At 64.3% G+C, this 18,383-nt stretch carries 13 protein-coding genes; 6 read left to right on the top strand and 7 right to left on the bottom strand.

Going from position 1 to position 18,383, the window contains the following annotated elements:
* Positions 1-120 precede the first annotated feature (120 nt).
* Positions 121-522, top strand: coding sequence for a VOC family protein (locus AYX22_RS07275; RefSeq protein WP_207596834.1), 402 nt, complete (start codon positions 121-123; stop codon positions 520-522).
* Between the two features lie 85 nt (positions 523-607).
* Here the strand turns inward: AYX22_RS07275 and AYX22_RS07270 are convergent, their stop codons facing one another.
* The 5 genes from AYX22_RS07270 to AYX22_RS07250 form a co-directional block, all read right to left on the bottom strand.
* Positions 608-2,440 carry an ABC-F family ATP-binding cassette domain-containing protein gene (locus AYX22_RS07270; RefSeq protein WP_207596833.1) on the bottom strand — a complete coding sequence of 611 codons (1,833 nt, stop codon included), beginning with the start codon at positions 2,438-2,440 and terminating at the stop codon, positions 608-610.
* Positions 2,441-2,475: 35 nt separating this feature from the next.
* The gene (locus AYX22_RS07265; RefSeq protein WP_207596832.1) at positions 2,476-3,468 is read right to left on the bottom strand and encodes a 4-(cytidine 5'-diphospho)-2-C-methyl-D-erythritol kinase; all 993 of its coding nucleotides are present in this window, start codon (positions 3,466-3,468) and stop codon (positions 2,476-2,478) included.
* Positions 3,465-4,346: a 16S rRNA (adenine(1518)-N(6)/adenine(1519)-N(6))-dimethyltransferase RsmA gene (rsmA, locus tag AYX22_RS07260; RefSeq protein WP_207596831.1), complete on the bottom strand. Its 882-nt coding sequence runs from the start codon at positions 4,344-4,346 to the stop codon at positions 3,465-3,467. Before rsmA ends, AYX22_RS07265 begins: the two co-directional genes overlap by 4 nt.
* Before the next feature lie 26 nt (positions 4,347-4,372).
* A complete protein-coding gene (locus AYX22_RS07255) occupies positions 4,373-5,524 on the bottom strand; it encodes a resuscitation-promoting factor (protein WP_207596830.1) in 1,152 nt (383 codons plus the stop codon).
* A 291-nt stretch (positions 5,525-5,815) separates the two neighbouring features.
* Complete coding sequence (locus AYX22_RS07250; RefSeq protein WP_207596829.1) at positions 5,816-6,703, bottom strand: TatD family hydrolase; 888 nt, start codon at positions 6,701-6,703, stop codon at positions 5,816-5,818.
* Between the two features lie 197 nt (positions 6,704-6,900).
* Here AYX22_RS07250 and AYX22_RS07245 point away from each other — a divergent pair, with 197 nt between their 5' ends.
* The 3 genes from AYX22_RS07245 to AYX22_RS07235 are packed head-to-tail and all read left to right on the top strand — an operon-like array spanning position 6,901 to position 11,924.
* Positions 6,901-7,989, top strand: a complete 1,089-nt coding sequence (locus AYX22_RS07245; protein ID WP_207596828.1) for a MoxR family ATPase — start codon at positions 6,901-6,903, stop codon at positions 7,987-7,989.
* Positions 7,990-7,998: 9 nt separating this feature from the next.
* Positions 7,999-9,426 (top strand): DUF58 domain-containing protein, encoded by a 1,428-nt coding sequence (locus AYX22_RS07240; protein WP_207596827.1) that lies wholly within the window; start codon positions 7,999-8,001, stop codon positions 9,424-9,426.
* Positions 9,423-11,924: a DUF3488 and transglutaminase-like domain-containing protein gene (locus AYX22_RS07235; RefSeq protein ID WP_207596826.1), complete on the top strand. Its 2,502-nt coding sequence runs from the start codon at positions 9,423-9,425 to the stop codon at positions 11,922-11,924. The genes AYX22_RS07240 and AYX22_RS07235 overlap by 4 nt, the downstream gene beginning before the upstream one ends.
* Positions 11,925-12,041: 117 nt before the next feature.
* Here the strand turns inward: AYX22_RS07235 and AYX22_RS07230 are convergent, their stop codons facing one another.
* Both AYX22_RS07230 and rsmI read right to left on the bottom strand, forming a co-directional pair.
* Positions 12,042-13,523: an NAD-dependent succinate-semialdehyde dehydrogenase gene (locus AYX22_RS07230; protein WP_026542786.1), complete on the bottom strand. Its 1,482-nt coding sequence runs from the start codon at positions 13,521-13,523 to the stop codon at positions 12,042-12,044.
* Positions 13,524-13,683: 160 nt separating this feature from the next.
* On the bottom strand, positions 13,684-14,559 hold the full coding sequence (rsmI, locus tag AYX22_RS07225; protein ID WP_242703619.1) for a 16S rRNA (cytidine(1402)-2'-O)-methyltransferase: 876 nt from the start codon (positions 14,557-14,559) through the stop codon (positions 13,684-13,686).
* A gap of 125 nt (positions 14,560-14,684) precedes the next feature.
* Here rsmI and AYX22_RS07220 point away from each other — a divergent pair, with 125 nt between their 5' ends.
* Positions 14,685-16,502 (top strand): phospholipid carrier-dependent glycosyltransferase, encoded by a 1,818-nt coding sequence (locus tag AYX22_RS07220; RefSeq protein WP_242703559.1) that lies wholly within the window; start codon positions 14,685-14,687, stop codon positions 16,500-16,502.
* A 10-nt stretch (positions 16,503-16,512) separates the two neighbouring features.
* Positions 16,513-18,345: an AMP-dependent synthetase/ligase gene (locus tag AYX22_RS07215; RefSeq protein WP_207596825.1), complete on the top strand. Its 1,833-nt coding sequence runs from the start codon at positions 16,513-16,515 to the stop codon at positions 18,343-18,345.
* Positions 18,346-18,383 lie beyond the last annotated feature (38 nt).

The raw sequence follows: 18,383 nt of genomic DNA, 5'->3' as shown, positions 1-18,383 counted from the left end.
ACCTCCCATGTGGGCTCGGGTTCGACCGTCGAGGCATTGTCGTCGTTGGGCTGGAAGGGGATGGCGGGTTGGCGAGGTGTCAAGGGTGTGTGCCATGGTACTGGTTCGTAGGATGAGCTCATGACGGCACCCCAGCTCTATATCACTTTTCCCGGAACAGCCCGCGAGGCGCTTGGCTTTTACGCGAAGATCTTCGGCGGTGAGCTTTCCTTGCACAGCTTTGAGGACTTCAACCGCACGGACGGTCCGTCGGATGCCATCGCCCATGGGGTCCTGAGCGGTGCGGTCTCTTTGTTCGGATCCGACGCTGCCGGCGGTGAAACGACAGTCAAAATCCAAGGCGCGATGCTCGCGCTGTTGGGAGCTGCCGATCCCGAAGTTCTTCATGAATGGTTCGACAAATTGTCGGACGGCGGCCGAATTTTGGACCCACTCGCACCGAAGCCGTGGGGTGCATCAGACGGTCAAGTAGTGGACCGCCACGGCCTCCACTGGCTCATAGGCTACGAAGGGACGCAATAGCATCCACCCGAACCCGAGGGATGTGCAGGAGGGTCGGCCGCAAGCCCGAGGGATGTGAGAGAGCGTCGGAAGGCGGCCCCACCCTCTACTCGCCGAGGGTTTCAGCGGCCTCCAACCACTCCAGCTCCAGCCCTTCCTTTTCCTCGAGCAACTCCTGCAGCTTGGCGTTGAGTTCCCCCAAGGCATCGAAGTCGCCGGATTCGGACTTCGCTGCCATTTGGGTGTGGAGCTTCTCTTCCTGCTGCGAGATCTTGCCGAGTTGGCGGTCGATCCTGTTGAGGTCCTTGCGGGCCTCCCGCTTTTCGGCTTCGCTGGCACCGGACGGAGCAGCAGCGGAAGCAGAGGACCCGCTGGCAGAGGTCGGCGCGCCGGAGCCCCCACCAACAGCGCCGGATGCAAGGGCGGCTTCACGCAGCTCGAGGTACTGGTCGACGCCACCCGGCAGGCCACGGAGTTTTCCGTCGCCGAGCAACGCCATCTGGTTGTCGGTGACGCGTTCCAGCAGGTAACGGTCGTGGCTGACAACCACCAGGGTCCCGGGCCAGCCGTCCAGGACGTCTTCGACGGCGGCCAGGGTGTCGGTGTCGAGGTCGTTGGTTGGTTCGTCGAGCATGAGGACGTTGGGCTCCCCTACCAGGAGGCGCAGGAGTTGGAGCCTGCGGCGCTCACCACCTGAGAGATCGCTGACGGGTGTCCACTGCTTTTCCTTGGTGAACCCGAGTTGTTCCACGAGCTGGCCTGCGGTGAATTCCTTGCCACCCACGCTGAAGGACCGCTTTTCGCGTTCGATGACTTCAATGACGCGCAGGTCGGAGACGTCGTCGAGTTCTTTGACGTCCTGGGTGAGCACGGCGGTGACCACGGTCTTGCCGCGCTTGACTTTGCCGGAGGTCGGCTGGATTTCGCCGTTGAGCAGTTTCAGCAGGGTGGACTTTCCGGCACCGTTGACACCCACCAGGCCAAGGCGTTCGCCCGGTGCGAGCCGCAGCGTGATGTTGTCAAAGAGCTTCTGCCCGCTCTCGCCGCCCAAGAAGTCCAGGGTGATGTTCTCGAGGTCCAGCACGTCTTTGCCGAGACGTGCGGTGGCCATCTTGCTGAGCGCCACCGAGTCGCGGGGATCGGGCACGTCGGCAATGAGGTCGTTGGCGGCTTCGATGCGGAACTTCGGCTTGGCGGTCCGGGCGGGGGCGCCGCGCCTCAACCACGCGAGTTCCTTTTTGACGAGCTGCTGGCGTTTACCTTCGACGACGGACGCCATGCGGTCACGCTCGGCGCGGGCCAAAACGTACGCGGCGTATCCGCCGTCGAACATGTCCACCATGGCGTCGTGGACTTCCCAGGTGTAATTGCAGACCTCGTCGAGGAACCAGCGATCGTGGGTGACCACCAGGAACGCGCCTTGGTTGGCGCGCCAGCGAGTCTTCAGGTGCCGGGCCAGCCAGGCGACGCCTTCGACGTCGAGGTGGTTGGTGGGTTCGTCCAGCATGATGACGTCGTGGTCTTCGATGAGGAGCTTGGCCAGCGCAACGCGGCGCTTTTGGCCACCGGAAAGGGCGTGGACGTTGGCGTGCCAGTCGACGTCGCCCACCAGTCCGCCCATGACTTCCCGGATCTTGGCGTTGGCGGCCCATTCATGGTCCGCGCGGTCGCCGACGATCGCAGCGCCCACTGTCAGGTCGCCGTCGAGCACGTCGCCTTGGTCCAGGTAGCCCACGTTGACATCGCCCCGTTTGGTGACCCGTCCGGAGTCCGGCGTCGAGCGCAGGGCGAGCAGGCGCATGAGGGTCGATTTGCCGTCGCCGTTACGGCCCACCATGCCGATGCGGTCGCCATCCTCCAAACCGAGGGTGACGCCGTCGAGGACAGTGCGGGTCGCGAACGAAACGGTGAGGTTTTCGCCGCCAAGCAGATGGGCCAATGGGTACTACTTTCTACTGCTGGAATGCGGAGGTACTAAAGGAGGGTATCGGAGATGATCCGGGCGCCGGGCACCGGGCCGTGGACCGCCAAGGCAGTGTGGCCGCGGTGGGTCAACTCTTCGGCGAGGACACTGGCTGAAACGGAGTCGCGGGCAAGCAGAGCGATAGTGGGGCCGGAGCCAGAGACCATTCCTGCCAGGGCACCGCGTGCTTCGCCCAGTCCGATGGTGTCGCGAAGTTGTGGCGCCAACGTGATGGAAGCCCTCTGAAGGTCGTTGATCAACACCCGGCTGAGGGTCTCAGGGTCTCCATGACGGAGCGCTTGGAGGATGGTGGGGTCCACGGCCACTGGTGCCGGAATGTCCACGCCCTCGGAATCCCGCAGTCCGTCAAGGGTCCGGAAGACGTCAGGTGTCGAGAGCCCGTAATCTGCAAAGACCAGCACCCAGTCCATCTGGGCTTTGGCCAGGGCCGGGGAGAGTTTGTCGCCCACGCCCAGCCCGACGGCGGTGCCCCCCAGGAGCGAGAACGGCACGTCTGCCCCCAACTCTGCCGCCAGATGCGCGAGTTCCTCGCGGGACAGTCCGCTGTTCCACAGGGCATCGCAGGCCAGCAGGGTCGCCGCAGCATCCGCTGAACCGCCGCCCATGCCACCGGCCACCGGCACGCGCTTGGTGATTTCAAGGTGCACACCGGTGGGCTTCTCGGACATTTCGGCCATGATGGCCGCGGCCTTGTAGGCGAGGTTCCGCTCATCCAGCGGAATGTCCACACCGTCGAGGTCAAGCGTGCTGTCGGGGCTGATGCTGACAGTGATTCCCTGTGCCTCGGTGCTGGTAGCCGCCACTTCCTCATAGAGGGAAACGGCAAGGTAGACACTGGCCACCGAATGGTAGCCATCAGGCCGCAGCGGTCCGACGCTCAGGGAGACGTTGACCTTCCCGGGCGCTTTGACGCGGACTGTCCGGGCATGGAAGCGGTCCCCCGCGAACGGGAGGCTGCTGGGTTTGCGGGTGCCCGGGTTCATGCGTCCACGGGGTGGCGGGCTTCGGCGATCTTGACATAGGCGGAGATATCCAGGACTTCGCCGCGCGCGGTGGGGTCCACGCCGGCCGCAACCAGGCACCGTTCTGCCTCAGCGGCGCTCCCGGCCCAGCCGGCCAGCGCCGCCCGAAGGGTTTTCCGGCGTTGGGCAAATGCAGCATCGATAACGGCGAAGACCTGCTCGCGGGTGGCATGGGTCCGGGGCGGATCGTGGCGTGTGAAAGCCACGAGTCCCGAATGGATCTTGGGCGCAGGCCAGAACACGTTCATGCCTATGACACCGGCTTTGCGCATGTGCCCGTACCACGCGGCCTTCACGGAGGGAACACCGTAGATCTTGGACCCGGGAGTCGCAGCAAGCCTGTCAGCTACCTCGTCCTGCACCATGACCAGGCCGTGCTGCAGGCTCGGGAAGTGCTGCAGGAGGTGAAGCACCACGGGGACCGCAACGTTGTACGGCAGGTTTGCCACCAGTGCCGTGGGAGGCACGGGCAGTTCGGTGACCTTCATGGCGTCGGAGAGCACCAGGTGGAAGTTGTCTTCCGCTCCGGGCCGCCAGGCACGCACAGTCGCCGGCAGTTTCTCCGCCAACACCGGGTCGATCTCCACCGCCACAACAGTCTTGGCTGCGTCCAGCAAGCCGAGGGTCAGCGAGCCAAGTCCAGGGCCGACTTCCAGCACGGTTTCATCGGAGTCGATGTTGGCGGCCGCCACAATCCTGCGGATGGTGTTGCCGTCAATCACAAAGTTCTGCCCAAGGGTCTTCGTAGGGCGTACACCGATTTCCTCGGCAAGCCGTCGGATGTCTGTGGCGCCCAGCAAAGGCGCGACGGCGGCGGGTTCGGAATTCGGTTCAGTCACCTAGGTATCGTATCGCCTGTGGAGGGTCAGGCTGCGTGCGCGCAGCCCCAGTCGCGGAGGCCGTTCTTGGCGTAGAGGCGGTTGGCGATATCAATTTGCTGTGCCTTGGTGGCCAGGCTGGCGTTGGGAGCGTAGGCTCCGCCACCATTGGCCAGCCACGTCGGGCTGGAGAACTGGAGGCCGCCGTAGTAGCCGTTGCCGGTGTTGATGGACCAGTTTCCACCGGACTCACACTGGGCAATCCTGTCCCACATAGCTTCGTTCGGTGCACCCGTGGGGCCGCTGGAGGTTGCGGCTGCCTTGGCCGGAGCAGCTACCGGGCGGGCTTTGGTGCCCACGCTGACCTTTTCGGTCACCGGCTTGGTGGTGACATTGCTTGAGACGAGGGCTCGTGACGCTTCACGCCCGTCAACCAGGACCAGCTTGAACGTCTTGACCAGCGAACCGGCCACACCTTCCTGGGTAACCTTCTCTTCGCCCTTGAACAGCTCAGCAGTTTCGGTCTTCACGCTTTCGAAGGGCACTTCCTCCGTGGCTTCTGCGGTCTTGCTGGTGTCCACGCGGGAGACCTTGATCACCATGTCCTGAACGATGGGCGCGTTGCCAGGCTGTGAGATGCGGTCGTTGGCGCCGACGGTGACGCCGGTGTCCTTCAGCACGGTGGCGACGTCGGCCGCCGTCGTGGTGGTGGTGGTGTCCTTGCCGTCGGCAACAACACTGATGGTCTTGGGAGTTGAGATGGAGACGAAGGAACCGGTGACTTCCAGCGATGCTTCCTTCGGCTGGGAGATTTCGGAGGAGCTTGCCACTCCAAGTTCGCTGACCAGTGCGGCGACATCGGGGGCGTTCGTGTTCACGGTCTTGCGCGCGCCGTCCAATTCAATGGACACCGCCTTCGCGAGGTTGATGTTGACCACGGAGCCGTTATCCACACGGGCGTCGAGGGCGGGAGAGACCCTGTCAGCGTCCTTCAGCTCAACCTTGGCCGCCTTGACCACCTGGTCAACTGTGCCGCCGAAGGTCTGGATGGAACTTACCTTGCCGTCCACGTTGAGGGTGACAGTCTTGTTGTTGCCCACAAACGCGACAACTCCGACCACCAGCGCTGCAACAACCAGCAACTGGGCACCGACTTTGAGGAAGCTGAACTTGCCATCCGTTGTGAAGAACTTGATCACGATTGCCCATAACTCTCAGACCATCCGGGCACGGGGAAAAGCACAGAAATAATGCCAGCGGCAAAACGGAGGGGCCAGGCACAAAGCCTGGTCCCACACTTGCTGCCGGCATCTGCGCCGCCAATTACATTCAACTGATGAAGGCCGGATTCAACCGGCCCAGCTGTCCGAAGGCCTTCCCCGACCCCGGCTACTTGTTTAACACAGTAACCGATCTGTTATAAACCAACCAAGACTTCTGCATACCGGGTATTCATTTCGGGCACGGGGAAGGCGCCTCGAAGGAGCGCCTCAGGCCCATGAGCCGTAGGCCTGGAGCGTGTTTTCCGCCAAACGCGAACAGAGCTCGGAGAGGTCATCACCGGTCACTTCCGCCATGGACCGGACGGTGTAAGGAACCATGTAGCTCGCGTTAGGCCGGCCACGGTACGGGTGGGGCGTCAAGAACGGCGAATCGGTTTCCACCAGGATCCGCTGTGGTTCGGCGATGGCCAGCGCTGCGCGCAGGTTCCCGGCATTCTTGAACGTCATGGTGCCCGCAAACGACATGTACCACCCATTCTGGTTGCAGATCCGGGCCAGTTCTTCGTCTCCGGAGAAACAGTGGAACACCACCCGCTCCGGGGCACCTTCCTCCATCAACACCTTCACCACGTCGTCGTGGGCGTCGCGGTCGTGGATCTGCAAAGTCAGCCCCAACCGTTTGGCGATGTCGATGTGGCGCCGGAACGAGTACCGCTGGGCCACCAGCCCTTCCCCGTGGGTCCGGAAGAAATCCAATCCCGTTTCACCGATGGCGCGGATCCGCGGGTGGGCTGCCAGCTCTTCGATCTCTGCGAGCGCCGACTCCAGTTCACCGCGCCCGGCGTACACCGGGGCGTCGTTGGGGTGGATTGCTACGGCACCGAGCAGGCGCGGATCCGCGTCCACTGCCTGCACTGTGAAGCGGGACGACTCCAAATCGCAACCCACCTGCACAGCGCCTTGCACACCTACGGCCTCAGCCGAGTCCATCGCGTCGCGGACCGGGACCTCGATCAGTCCGTGCCGGAAATCCAGGTGCGTGTGGTTGTCCATGACCGGAACGGGGAGGGGTTCAGGTGCCGGCGGGTATTCCTTGCGGGAATCTGTATCCTCGGATGACGCACGGTACGCAACAGGGGCGAGCGAATTACACATGCTCCCACCTTAATCGGACCATGGTCCCCCTGAGGCAGCGGCCGGGTGGGCAGAGGTAAATTCCACTCGGCACATAAATTCCTGAGCACTATGTCAGCGGCGGCCAATGTCTGGGTAGTCTGGAACGGACAGACGGTCAAGAACAGCAACACGTCATCAAGATTGCTGGTGCAGTGGCCACGGCTGAAGGGCAATCCATGGAGTCCAAGCGACAAGTATCCGTTGAACCTACCCCGTTCCAGGGCGAGGCTTACAGTACCCTGCCGCGGGAAGGTGCAGCACTCAATGGACACAGGCCGCAGGTCATGGATGCGGAACGCTTCCACGATGCCAGCGAACGCATCCTGGGATCCATCAACAAGGTCATTGATGGCAAGGCCGACGCCGCGAAACTCGCGTTGACGGTTCTGCTGGCCCAAGGCCACCTCCTGCTGGAAGATGTTCCCGGCGTCGGCAAGACCCTGCTGGCCAAGACACTGGCGCGGACCGTGGACTGTACCGTCTCCCGCATCCAGTTCACGCCGGACCTCCTTCCGTCAGATGTCACCGGTGTCTCCATTTACAACCAGTCGTCCCGGCAATTTGAGTTCCGGCCCGGTGCAGTGTTCGCGAACATTGTGATCGGCGACGAAATCAACCGGGCTTCGGCCAAGACCCAGTCCGCGCTTCTTGAGTGCATGGAAGAGCATCAAGTCACCGTTGACGGGCATTCCTATCAGCTGGGCCTGCCCTTCATGGTGGTCGCCACTCAGAACCCCATTGAGATGGAGGGCACGTACCCGCTGCCCGAAGCCCAGCGGGACCGTTTCATGGCCAGGATTTCCATGGGCTATCCCGACAAGGAAGCCGAGATCGAAATGCTGGAGACGCACCAGGCTTCCTCTCCCCTGGCCAAAGTGACCCCCGTGGTCACTGCCGCCGACGTCGCGGCCATGATCGCTGCCGTCCAGCAGGTGTATGTGTCCACGGCCATCAAGGAGTACACCGTGGCTATCGGGCGGGCTACCCGCGACAGTGCCCGTCTGCGCCTTGGTGCCAGCCCGCGCTCCTTGTTGCAGCTGTTGCGTGCAGCCAAGGCAACCGCCGCGTTGGACGGCCGGGACTTTGTTCTCCCGGACGACGTAGTGGACGTTACCGAATCGGTGCTCGCCCACCGGATCATCCTGGACCGCAAAGCGGCAAGCTCAGGTGATACGCCACAAAGCATCCTTCGGGGCATCCTGGCGGCCCTGCCGGTTGCCCAGGAACCGCCCAATGCGTGGCGCAGGGACAGGCACACCGCCTAGGAGGCAGGAATGGCGCTCGTAGATCGGCTCCCCAAGCATTTATTTACCAACCGCGGCTGGGGATTGCTGGCGGCCGGTGCCGTCTCACTGGGGTGTGCCTGGGTCATGGGCAGGCGGGATCTCCTGACGCTCGCGGTCTTGTTGCTTCTCCTGCCAATGGTGGCCCTCGCCGGGGTGCGGGTTCTGAAGCCCAAATTCCAGGTGTACCGGGAGTTCAACCCCTCCACTGTGGAAACTGCCAGCACCACCACCGTTCGTTTGGCGGTAGCACGGTCCTCGTATTCCACAGGGCACGTGATCATGGAGGAGCAGCTGCCTCCCCGCTTCGGCGAGCCGCCGGCGTTCCGTTTTCCGGCCCGCTCAGCATCCGGAGGCACCAGCCGTTACGAATACCATCTCCGCTCCGGCAAACGCGGACAGTTCCGCATCGGCCCGGTGACGGCAGAGTTCAGTGACCCCTTCGGTTTGTCGCTGCGGCGGCATGCGATCGACGACGGCGACATCCTCACCGTGACGCCGGCCGCCGTCGAACTTCCCGTCACCGGACTTGCCGGCGCGCGCGGCAACGATGGCGTGACCGCCACGCGCATCAGGGCCAACCCCAGCGACGACGACATCATGACCCGTGAGTACCGGCACGGCGATCCCATGCGCCGCGTGCATTGGGCGGCTACGGCACGCCACGGGCAACTGATGGTCCGCCAGGAGGAATCGGTCACTACCCCGGAAGCCACCCTCATCCTGGACCAGCGCTTCACGGCTTTTGCCGCAGGAACAGGTTCCATGTTTGGAGCCCATGACGAGGACTCGGACCTGGTAACCAGCCCCGGTTTTGAATGGGTGGTGACGGCAGCGATGTCCGTTGCGGCCCATCTGGCGGAGTGGAATTACTCGTTGCGGGTGCTGGATGTTTTCGGGAGCCCGGCATTCATCCGTTCGCGCTCGGCACCGGAACCGGATACCGAAGAGTTCTCGGGCATCGGAGGCTTGCAGGCCATCGCTGAAGGATTGGCCGCCATCGAACTCAGCGGTCCCAGGCATGTCCGGGCGGAGCACCACAGGGCAGACGCTCCAACGGGCCCAGCCACCGCTGATTCCGCCGATGCTGCCTTCGATGACCGGCTCATGGATAAGCTCGCCGCCCACCGTCTTCGCGGCCCTCTTCTAGCGCTCCTCGGCACGCTGACTCCCGCTGAGGCCAGGTCCCTGGCACCCGCGGCAGCCTACGGAGCCAATGCTTTCGCGCTGATGGTCACTGACTCCGCCCGGAACAATGATGACGTATTGGAGATCCTGCGCCTGGCCGGTTGGCGCGTGGCTGTGGTGACCTCCAGGACCCAACTGGCGGCCGCTTGGTCCTCCTTTGACGAAGGGGGAATCGTGGCCGCGGCAGGATCGGCCATGGACGTCCGTCGTGGAGCGGCGGTTCCCCGATGACAGCGACGTCCCACCTCGGCACTCCCGCACCGGTCCAACCCGGCGGAACGTCCGGTCCGAAGCCGTCCGGGTCCCCGCGGCCGCAAACCCCGGGGCCAGGGCCTTACCCCTGGGTCATGGCGGTGTCGATCGTTGTTGCCGTTCTGGGCGCTGCCTTGTCCTTGAACGGCGTCCTCAGGGGCTGGGCCTGGTTCATGCCCTTGATCACCACGGTGCTGGTTGTCGCGCTGACCTTGGCTCTTCTTCGGGCACTCCGGGCCAAGCCGCTGTTGGCCACCCTTGGTTCCTTTGCCTCGCTCGCGGGGATTCTCAGCTTTACGTTCTTCCGGCAGGAAAGCCTGGCGGGTTTCATCCCCACGGCCGGGACGTTCACCGCCGTCGGACGCCTCATCAAACGTGCTGCCGAGACGGTGGTCTCCGAAAGCGCTCCTGTGGCGCCCAACGCCGGGATCGTCTTCGTCATGTGCGCCTGCCTGGGGCTCTTGGTGATTTTGATCGACGCGTTGGCAGTCCCCTTGGCGATGCCGGCGGCCAGCGGCATTGGGCTCCTCTCGGTCATGGTGGTTCCAGCCACCATCAAACCCCAGAGCGTGGGAGTTGCAGGCTTCCTCGGCGCTGCTGTGGGATATCTGCTGATTCTCGGGTGCAGCCACTGGTTCGCCCCTGACGCCAGGCTCCAGTCCGGTTCGGGGCGGGGCGCCGGCCAGTTCAAGCGTTCACTGGTGACGGGCGGCCTGGCGCTGGCCCTGGCCATGGTGGTTCCGCTGGCCATCCCGGGGTTCGAGACAGGGACCTTCCCCCAGGGATCCCGGCTGAGTCCGTGGGGAACTTCCAACGGGCTCAATCCCATGATCACCCTGGGCAACAGCCTCCGGAGCCCCACGGGGTCGGGCCGCATTACCTACGCCACGAGTGCCAGCGGGCCGCTCTACCTGAGGTCCGTCACCATTGACCACTTCGACGGCGAAACCTGGGCCCCGGACGACCGTGCGGCCCAGCGGCGCGCGGGCGCCGACAGACTGGAAACGGGCTACTCCGTCCAGGCAGAAGTGGTCAACACCGTGACGTCCGTGAATGCCGGCCTCTTCACCAGCCCCTACCTTCCTGCCCCGTTTGCCCCTGCCTCAGTGAACGGCCTCAACGGGCGCTGGACCTGGGACCCGGCCACACTAAGCATCATGAGCACCGAGACCACCACGCGTGCGCAACGGTACGTGGTATTTTCCGGAGCACCCAAGGTCACGGCAGAATCCCTGTCCCAGGCCACAGCGGCTCCCCAAGGCATCTCAGAGGATTTCCTCCGGATTCCGGGCAACCTTCCTGACATCGTGAGGCAAACGGCGGATTCCGTTACGGCGTCCGCCGGGAGCAACTACGGCAAGGCCTTGGCTATCCAGAAGTACCTGCGCTCCGGTGAATTTACGTACTCCCTGCAGGCGCCGGTGCAGAACGGATATGACGGCAACGGGCTTTCTGTCCTGGCCGATTTCCTGGCCGTCAAGAGCGGCTACTGCGTCCATTTCTCCTCGGCGATGGCCGTCATGGCCCGGGCTGAAGGTATTCCGAGCCGCATCGCCGTGGGCTACGCACCAGGCCGGCTCACGGGCGAGTCCGTGGCGTTGGTCGGCCAAGGATCCTTCCCTGAGTACGAGGTAGACGCCCGGGATGCGCACGCGTGGCCAGAGTTGTACTTCGAAGGACTCGGTTGGGTCCCGTTTGAGCCGACGCCGTCCCGTGGCGTCCCTCCCGATTACGCGACGGAAACCTCTGTTCCCAGCAACCTCAGCACCAATGCGGACGAGAAAGAAGTCCTGACCACACCGGCCCCGGCCACGCCCGCCCCGGTTCCGCTTCCTGGCGTGGAAACCCCGGCGACCGGTTCCCCCAGTGCGAACCCGCTGCCGGTCATCGGCGGGGCCGCAGCAGCCGTGGCGTTGTTGCTTGCCTTCCTGTGGTCTCCGCGGCTGAGCAGGACCATCCTGCGGCGGCGGCGCCTGAACCAAAAACCCCCGGATGAGGCCGACGCCTTGCAGCCCGGCTACAAGGATCCGGCCCCGGAGCTGGCGTGGGCGGAACTGCAGGACCTGGCGACGGACTACGGTTTACCCTCCACGCCCAGCGAAACGCCGAGGCACTTCTCCACCAGGCTTCGCTCCAGTGCCGCCCTCGGAGACGCGAGTGGAATGGACGACGCCGCGCACGTGGCGGTTGCCTCGCTCACCTCGGACTTCGAACGGCAGCGTTATGGCCGCCAGACGGGACCAGCGGCGACACCAGCTGCGGCGACGCGGATCGCCGTCGTGCGTGAAACGTTGCGGAACAATGCCCGCTGGTTGGTGCGCTTCCGCGCGGACTGGCTGCCGCCGTCGATGATGCGCCGGTGGGTCCACGCGCTCGGGGCGCCGTTCCGGTCCGTGGGGTCGCTCGCTACGGTGGTTGGGCGCGGGTTCGCCCGGTGGTGGCGGACGCTCCGCGGCGTGCTTCCACAACGGCGCTAGCTTGAAAGCAAAGGGCCCGGCTCCTGGAACTTGTGGTTCCAGGAGCCGGGCCCTTGCGTGTCACAGCCGTTCTTGTTGCGAGAGCGGCGGACGGGGCTCTTTGGTGGAAAGAGCAGCCTAGTCGGCGTACGGGTCCGCGATACCTACGTACTGGGTGTAGAGGTACTCTTCGATGCCTTCGGAGCCGCCTTCGCGGCCCAGGCCGGACTGCTTGACGCCACCGAACGGTGCGGCGGCGTTGGAGATGACACCGGCGTTGAGGCCGAGCATGCCGGTCTCGATGCGTTCGCTGATGCGCAGGCCACGGTTGAGGTCCTTGGTGAAGACGTAGGCAACCAGGCCGTATTCGGTGTTGTTGGCCAGGCGGACTGCGTCGTCTTCGGTGGAGAAGGTGATGATCGGCGCTACCGGGCCGAAGATCTCTTCCTGGAGGATGCGGGCGTCGGCGGCGACGTTCTTCAGCACGGTGGGCTGGTAGAAGTAGCCGGGACCGTCGACGGCGGCACCACCGGTGACGGCGGTGGCACCTCCTGCTACGGCTTCGCTGACGAGGGCGTGAACGCCGTCGCGGGCCTTGCCGTCGATCAGCGGGCCAACCTTGGACTCAGGTTCGGTGCCGCGTGCTGTGGTGAGGGAGCCGATCTTGGCGGCGAACTTCTCGGCGAAGGAGTCGGCGATGGACTCGTGGACGATGAAGCGGTTGGCTGCGGTGCAGGCTTCGCCCATGTTGCGCATCTTGGCGGCAATGGCACCTTCAACGGCCTTGTCCAGGTCGGCGTCCTCGAAGACGACGAACGGGGCGTTGCCACCGAGCTCCATGGAGGTGCGCAGGACCTTGTCCGCGGCTTCGCGGATCAGGGCCTGGCCCACCGGCGTGGAGCCGGTGAAGGAGATCTTGCGGAGGCGGTCGTCCTTGATCAGGGGGCCGGTGACAGCACCTGCGGTGGAGGTCTGGATGACGTTCAGGACACCGGCGGGGAGGCCGGCTTCCTGCATGACCTGGGCGAACAGCAGGCTGGTCAGCGGGGTCAGGTTTGCGGGCTTGAGCACCATGGTGCAGCCAGCGGCGACGGCGGGGGCTACCTTGCGGGTGGCCATGGCCAGCGGGAAGTTCCACGGGGTGATCAGCAGGCAGGGACCTACCGGCTTCTTCTGCACGAGGAGGCGGTTCTTGCCGTCAGGTGCTGCGGAGTACCGGCCTGAGACGCGGACCGCTTCTTCGGAGAACCAGCGCAGGAATTCGGCACCGTAGGTGACTTCACCACGGGCTTCGGCCAGGGGCTTGCCCATTTCCAGTGTCATCAGCAGTGCAAAGTCTTCGGCACGCTCGGTGACCAGTTCAAAGGCCCGGCGCAGGATTTCGCCGCGTTCGCGCGGTGCGGTGCGGGCCCAATCAGCCTGGGCGGCAGCAGCGGCGTCGAGCGCCGCGGCGCCGTCTTCAGCACCGGCGTCGGAGATGCTGAGCAGGACCTTGCCCGTGGCAGGGTCCTCAACATCAAAGGTCTTTCCGGAACCGGCCGGGCGCCACTGACCGTTGATCAGCAGGCCGGTAGGGACGGAAGCCAGCAGTTCGCTTTCGCGTTCAACCGTGACAGTCATGGCGACTCCTTCGTCTTGGGTGCTTTGGAGAATTGCACCACGGGGGTTCGTTGCCGGAAGTGGCGTGAATTACTGCCACGGTACTGCCCCGCGAGAAGGAGTGTCTACGCCTTCACGCACTGCCATGCAGGCGCCAATTTGTGCAGGTGCACAGCACGGATCAGCGGGCCGCGAGTACCGCCGAGTACAGCTCCCGCTTGCTGACGCGGGCATCGTCAGCCACTGCTGCCACGGCTTCCTTCAGCCGGATGCCTTGGGACATGAGTTGGTTCACGGCTGCCACGTGGTCCTCGGGTTTGCCGGGCTCTTGTTCAGGCGCACCACCAACCACCACCGCGATTTCGCCGCGGACTTCGTTGTTCTCTGCCCACTCCAGCAGTTCGCGCAGCGTTCCGCGGATGACTTCCTCGTAGGTCTTGGTCAGCTCACGGCATACAGCTGCGCGGCGGTCGGCTCCAAACCGTTCGTGCAGTGCCCGGAGCATCACTTCGAGCCGGTGCGGGGCCTCGAAGAAGACCATGGTGCGGCGCTCGTCTGCCAGGTCGGCGAGGCGTGAGTTCCGCTCCCCCGCCTTACGTGGCAGGAATCCTTCGAAGCAAAAACGGTCAGTGGGGAGCCCGGAGAGTGCCAAGGCTGTCAGCACGGCAGACGGGCCCGGGACGGCAGTGACGGTCAGGCCCGCAGCAACAGCGCCCTCCACCAAACGGAACCCGGGGTCCGAGACGGCGGGCATTCCAGCGTCGCTGACCATGAGGATGGTCTTTCCGGCGCGAACGTGGTCAAGCAATTCGCCGGTCTTGGCAACCTCGTTGTGCTCGTGGTAGCTGATAACCCGTCCGGAGACCTCCACGCCCAAGGCCGTCACCAGCCGGTGCAGACGCCGGGTGTCTTCTGCGGCAACAATGTCCGCAGTTGCAAGGAGTTCAATCAGCCGGGACGATGCGTCGCCCACGTTTCCGATCGGGGTAGCCGCAAGCACAATCCTGCCAATCCCCGCAGTTGCGCCGGCGCCGGCAGCAGGAACTGCCTCGTCCAGGTCGTCGCTGAAGGGAGCCTCGTCCGGGGTGCTGCGCTGTTCGTCCACCTGCCAAGCCTAATGCCGCGGTGCCTCCAACACCGCACCTCAACGCTGTGACAAGGATGGAAAGGTAGCATGGGCGGGTGAACCAGTCGCCCGTTCCTGCCACCACTTCCGGAACTCCTGTGGCGTCCCCTGCAACCGGTGGATCCGATGCCCCCGCTGCCGCAGACAGCAACAGGCAGGCATCGGCCAGGCCCACCGGGGACGTGACGCGTTCGCGGCGCACCGCGGCATTGGACGACACCTTGGCAGCGCCCCTTCCAGGCCGCGGGCTTGAACACCACCGGTGGATCGCCCGGCCAACCGAGGCTTACACAGCGCAGGCCCTCAGGGAGCGCCTGATCGGCGGGATCCAGAGTTGGCGTGACTACCCGGCGTCGTTGCGTCTATGGTTCTGGCTGATCCCCACCATCACTGCCGTGCTGGGCGGCATTCTCCGGTTCTTCCGGCTGGATGCCCCGCACAGCCTGGTGTTCGATGAGACGTACTACGTCAAGGACGCCTATTCCTATTTGCTGAGCGGCTATGAGCGCAGCTGGCCCGCGAACGCCAATGACTCCTTCAACGCCGGCAACCCGAACGTCCTGCTCAACACCCCGGAGTATGTTGTCCATCCGCCGGTGGGCAAGTGGATGATCACCTTTGGCATGTGGCTGTTCGGCGGTGACAATCCTTTCGGTTGGCGTTTCGGTGCAGCGCTGACGGGGACCCTGACCGTTTTCCTCGTCTCCCTCATCGCCCTGAAGCTCTTCCGTTCGCACACACTTGGCGCCGTTGCCGGGCTCCTGCTCGCCATTGACGGCCACCACCTGGTGCTCTCCCGGACGGCTTTGCTGGACGTCTTCCTGGCGTTCTGGATCCTCGCCGCCTTCGGCGCCCTGCTGATGGACCGCGACGACGGCCGCCGTCGTCTGGCTTCCCGCCTCGCCGCACAGGCGGCTGCTTCGCCGCTGGGCCGCCCATCCCCCACTCAATTGGTGGCCGGCCCTTGGCTCGGAATGCGTTGGTGGCGCCTGGTTGCCGGGATCTGCCTTGGTTTGGCTGTGGGAACCAAATGGTCAGCGTTGTTCTTCGTGGCCGCCTTCGGTTTGATGACGGTCCTGTGGGACGTGAGCGCCCGGCGCATTGCCGGCATCCGCAGTTGGTTCAGCGCAGGAATCCTCAAGGACGGCCTGTTTGCCTTCGTCACCATCATTCCAGTGGCTGCCTTGACCTATGTGGCAACGTGGACGGGGTGGTTCCTCTCCAAGGACGCCTACTACCGTCAATGGGCCGCCACGAACCCCTCAGCGGGTTGGGATTGGCTGCCCAATTCCGTGCGGTCCCTGGCGCACTACCACCTTGAGGCGTACAAGTTCCATCAGGGCCTCAGCTCGGACCACCCGTATGAGTCCAGCCCGTGGACCTGGCTCCTCATGGGCCGGCCTACCTCGTTCTATTACCAAACACCCAAGCAGGGCACTCCTGGCTGCGTGGTGGAGACCTGTTCCTCGGCCATCCTGCCGGTGGGTAATCCAGTGGTGTGGTGGGGCGGAACCATCGCCTTGGTCATCTTGCTGTTCTGGTGGGCCGGCAGGCGGGATTGGCGCGCAGGTGCCATCCTCGCCGGAGTTGCCGCCGGATACCTTCCGTGGTTCATGTATCCGGAACGCACCATGTTCATCTTCTACGCTGTGTCCTTCGAACCGTTCCTGGTGCTTGGCCTGACCTACGTCCTGGGCTTGGTGCTCGGCCGAAGCAGTGATCCCCCTTGGCGGCGACGGTCCGGGCTCTATGTGGTGGGCCTGGTCCTGGTACTGGCGGTCCTGGCAACGGCGTTCTTCTATCCGGTCCTGACCGCAGAGGTCATCAGCTATCAGGAGTGGCGGATGAGAATGTGGATGCCATCGTGGATTTAGGAGGCAAGCAGTGAGGGAAGCCAGCACGGAGCTTCTGGTCGAGGCCCATCCTGACAGCAATGTGACTGACCTCCTCCTGGAACGCTGTGCCAAGGATCCGTTCGGCATCCTGTACGCCCACAAGACGGCGAACGGTTGGCTGAATGTATCCGCAGCCAGGTTCCTCGCCGATGTCAGTGCACTCGCCAAAGGACTGATCGCCGGAGGCCTCAATCCCGGCGACCCCGTAGCGGTCCTCTCCCGGTCCAGCTTCGAGTGGACGTTGGTGGACTTCGCCATCTGGATGGCCGGCGGCGTGACGGTGCCCATTTACGAGACGTCGTCCCCGAGCCAGATCGAGTGGATCCTGGCCGATTCAGGCGCCCGGCGCATCTTCGTGGAGGACACGGCCAAAGCAGATCTCGTCCACGCCCTGGTGAACCGGTCCACTGCACTCGGGGACGATCCCGTGGCGATCATGCGGATGGAGCACGACGGCGACGCCCCCAACCTGACCAGCGTCTCCGCCGTCGGGGTTGGCGTCATGGACGCCGAGCTGGAGCGCCAGCGCAGCGCAGCGACTCTCGCCGACATCGCCTCGATCGTCTACACCTCCGGAACCACTGGCAAGCCCAAAGGCTGCGAAATCACCCACGGCAACTTTGTCCTGGTGGCACGGAACGTCATCCCGTTCCTTCCCGAGCTGCTGATGCAGCAGGGAGCGCGGACGCTGATGTTCCTGCCGTTGGCGCACGTACTCGCCAGGGCAGTCCAGGTGGTGTGCCTCACCGCGGGCATCACGCTCGGCCACAGCGCGGGTGCCAATGGGCTGATGGCAGACCTCAGTACTTTTAAGCCCACTTTCCTGCTCGCTGTGCCGCGCATCTTTGAAAAGGTCTACGCCGGCGCCGGGCACAAAGCCGCCATGAGTGGAAAGTCGGCGCTCTTCTCCGCAGCGTCAGCAACCGCTGTGGAGTATTCGACGGCGGTGGACCTCGCCGCGCGTGGGCAGGGACCCGGTCCGGGGTGGCTTTTGGGCATGAAGCACACCGCGTTCAACAAGCTTCTCTATCCCAAGGTCCGTGAGGTTTTCGGCGGTAATGTGCGCTACACGGTTTCCGGTGCCAGTCCCCTCAGCCTGCGTGACAACCATTTCTTCCATGGTGCCGGCGTTCCCGTACTGGAGGGCTACGGCCTGACGGAGACCACCGCACCGTGCACCGTCAATACGCCCAGCATGTCCCGTATCGGTACTGTCGGGATTCCCCTTCCCGGCACCACCATCCGGGTGGCCCAGGACGGGGAGGTGCTGGTCAAGGGCATTGGCGTCTTCAAGGGCTACCACGCCAATGAAGCGGCCACCGAAGCTGCGTTTGTTGATGGCTTCTTCCGTACCGGCGACCTCGGCGAACTCGACGCCGATGGCTTCCTGACCATCACCGGCAGGAAGAAGGACCTCCTGGTCACTGCCGGTGGCAAGAACGTGGCCCCCGCACCTTTGGAGGAGAAGCTCCGCGAGCACCCTCTGGTGGGCCAGGCAGTGGTGGTGGGCGACGGCCGTCCCTTCGTCGCCGCACTGGTGAGCCTGGACCCCGAGGGACTTGCCGACTGGTGCGCCGAGAACAAGGTAGGTGCTTTGTCACCTGCGGAAGCGGCCAGCGACGACCGGGTGAAGGCGGCTGTTCAATCCGCCGTGGATGAGGCCAACAAACTGGTCTCCGCGGCCGAGTCCATCCGGAAGTTCGCATTCATCACAGCTGAACTCAGTGTCGAGTCGGGGCACCTGACGCCCTCCCTAAAACTGAAGCGGGCCGCTGTGCTCAACGACTTCTCAGCGGCAGTGGAGAAGCTCTACGAAAAATAGCGCCACCACTTAGACCGCATCGAATCACCACCTAGTAC

Origin of the sequence: Arthrobacter sp. D5-1, assembly GCF_017357425.1 — a bacterium.
Taxonomy (GTDB): Bacteria; Actinomycetota; Actinomycetes; order Actinomycetales; family Micrococcaceae; genus Arthrobacter.
Note: the sequence above shows the minus strand (reverse complement) of the source record. Positions and strands in the feature narration are given on the sequence as shown.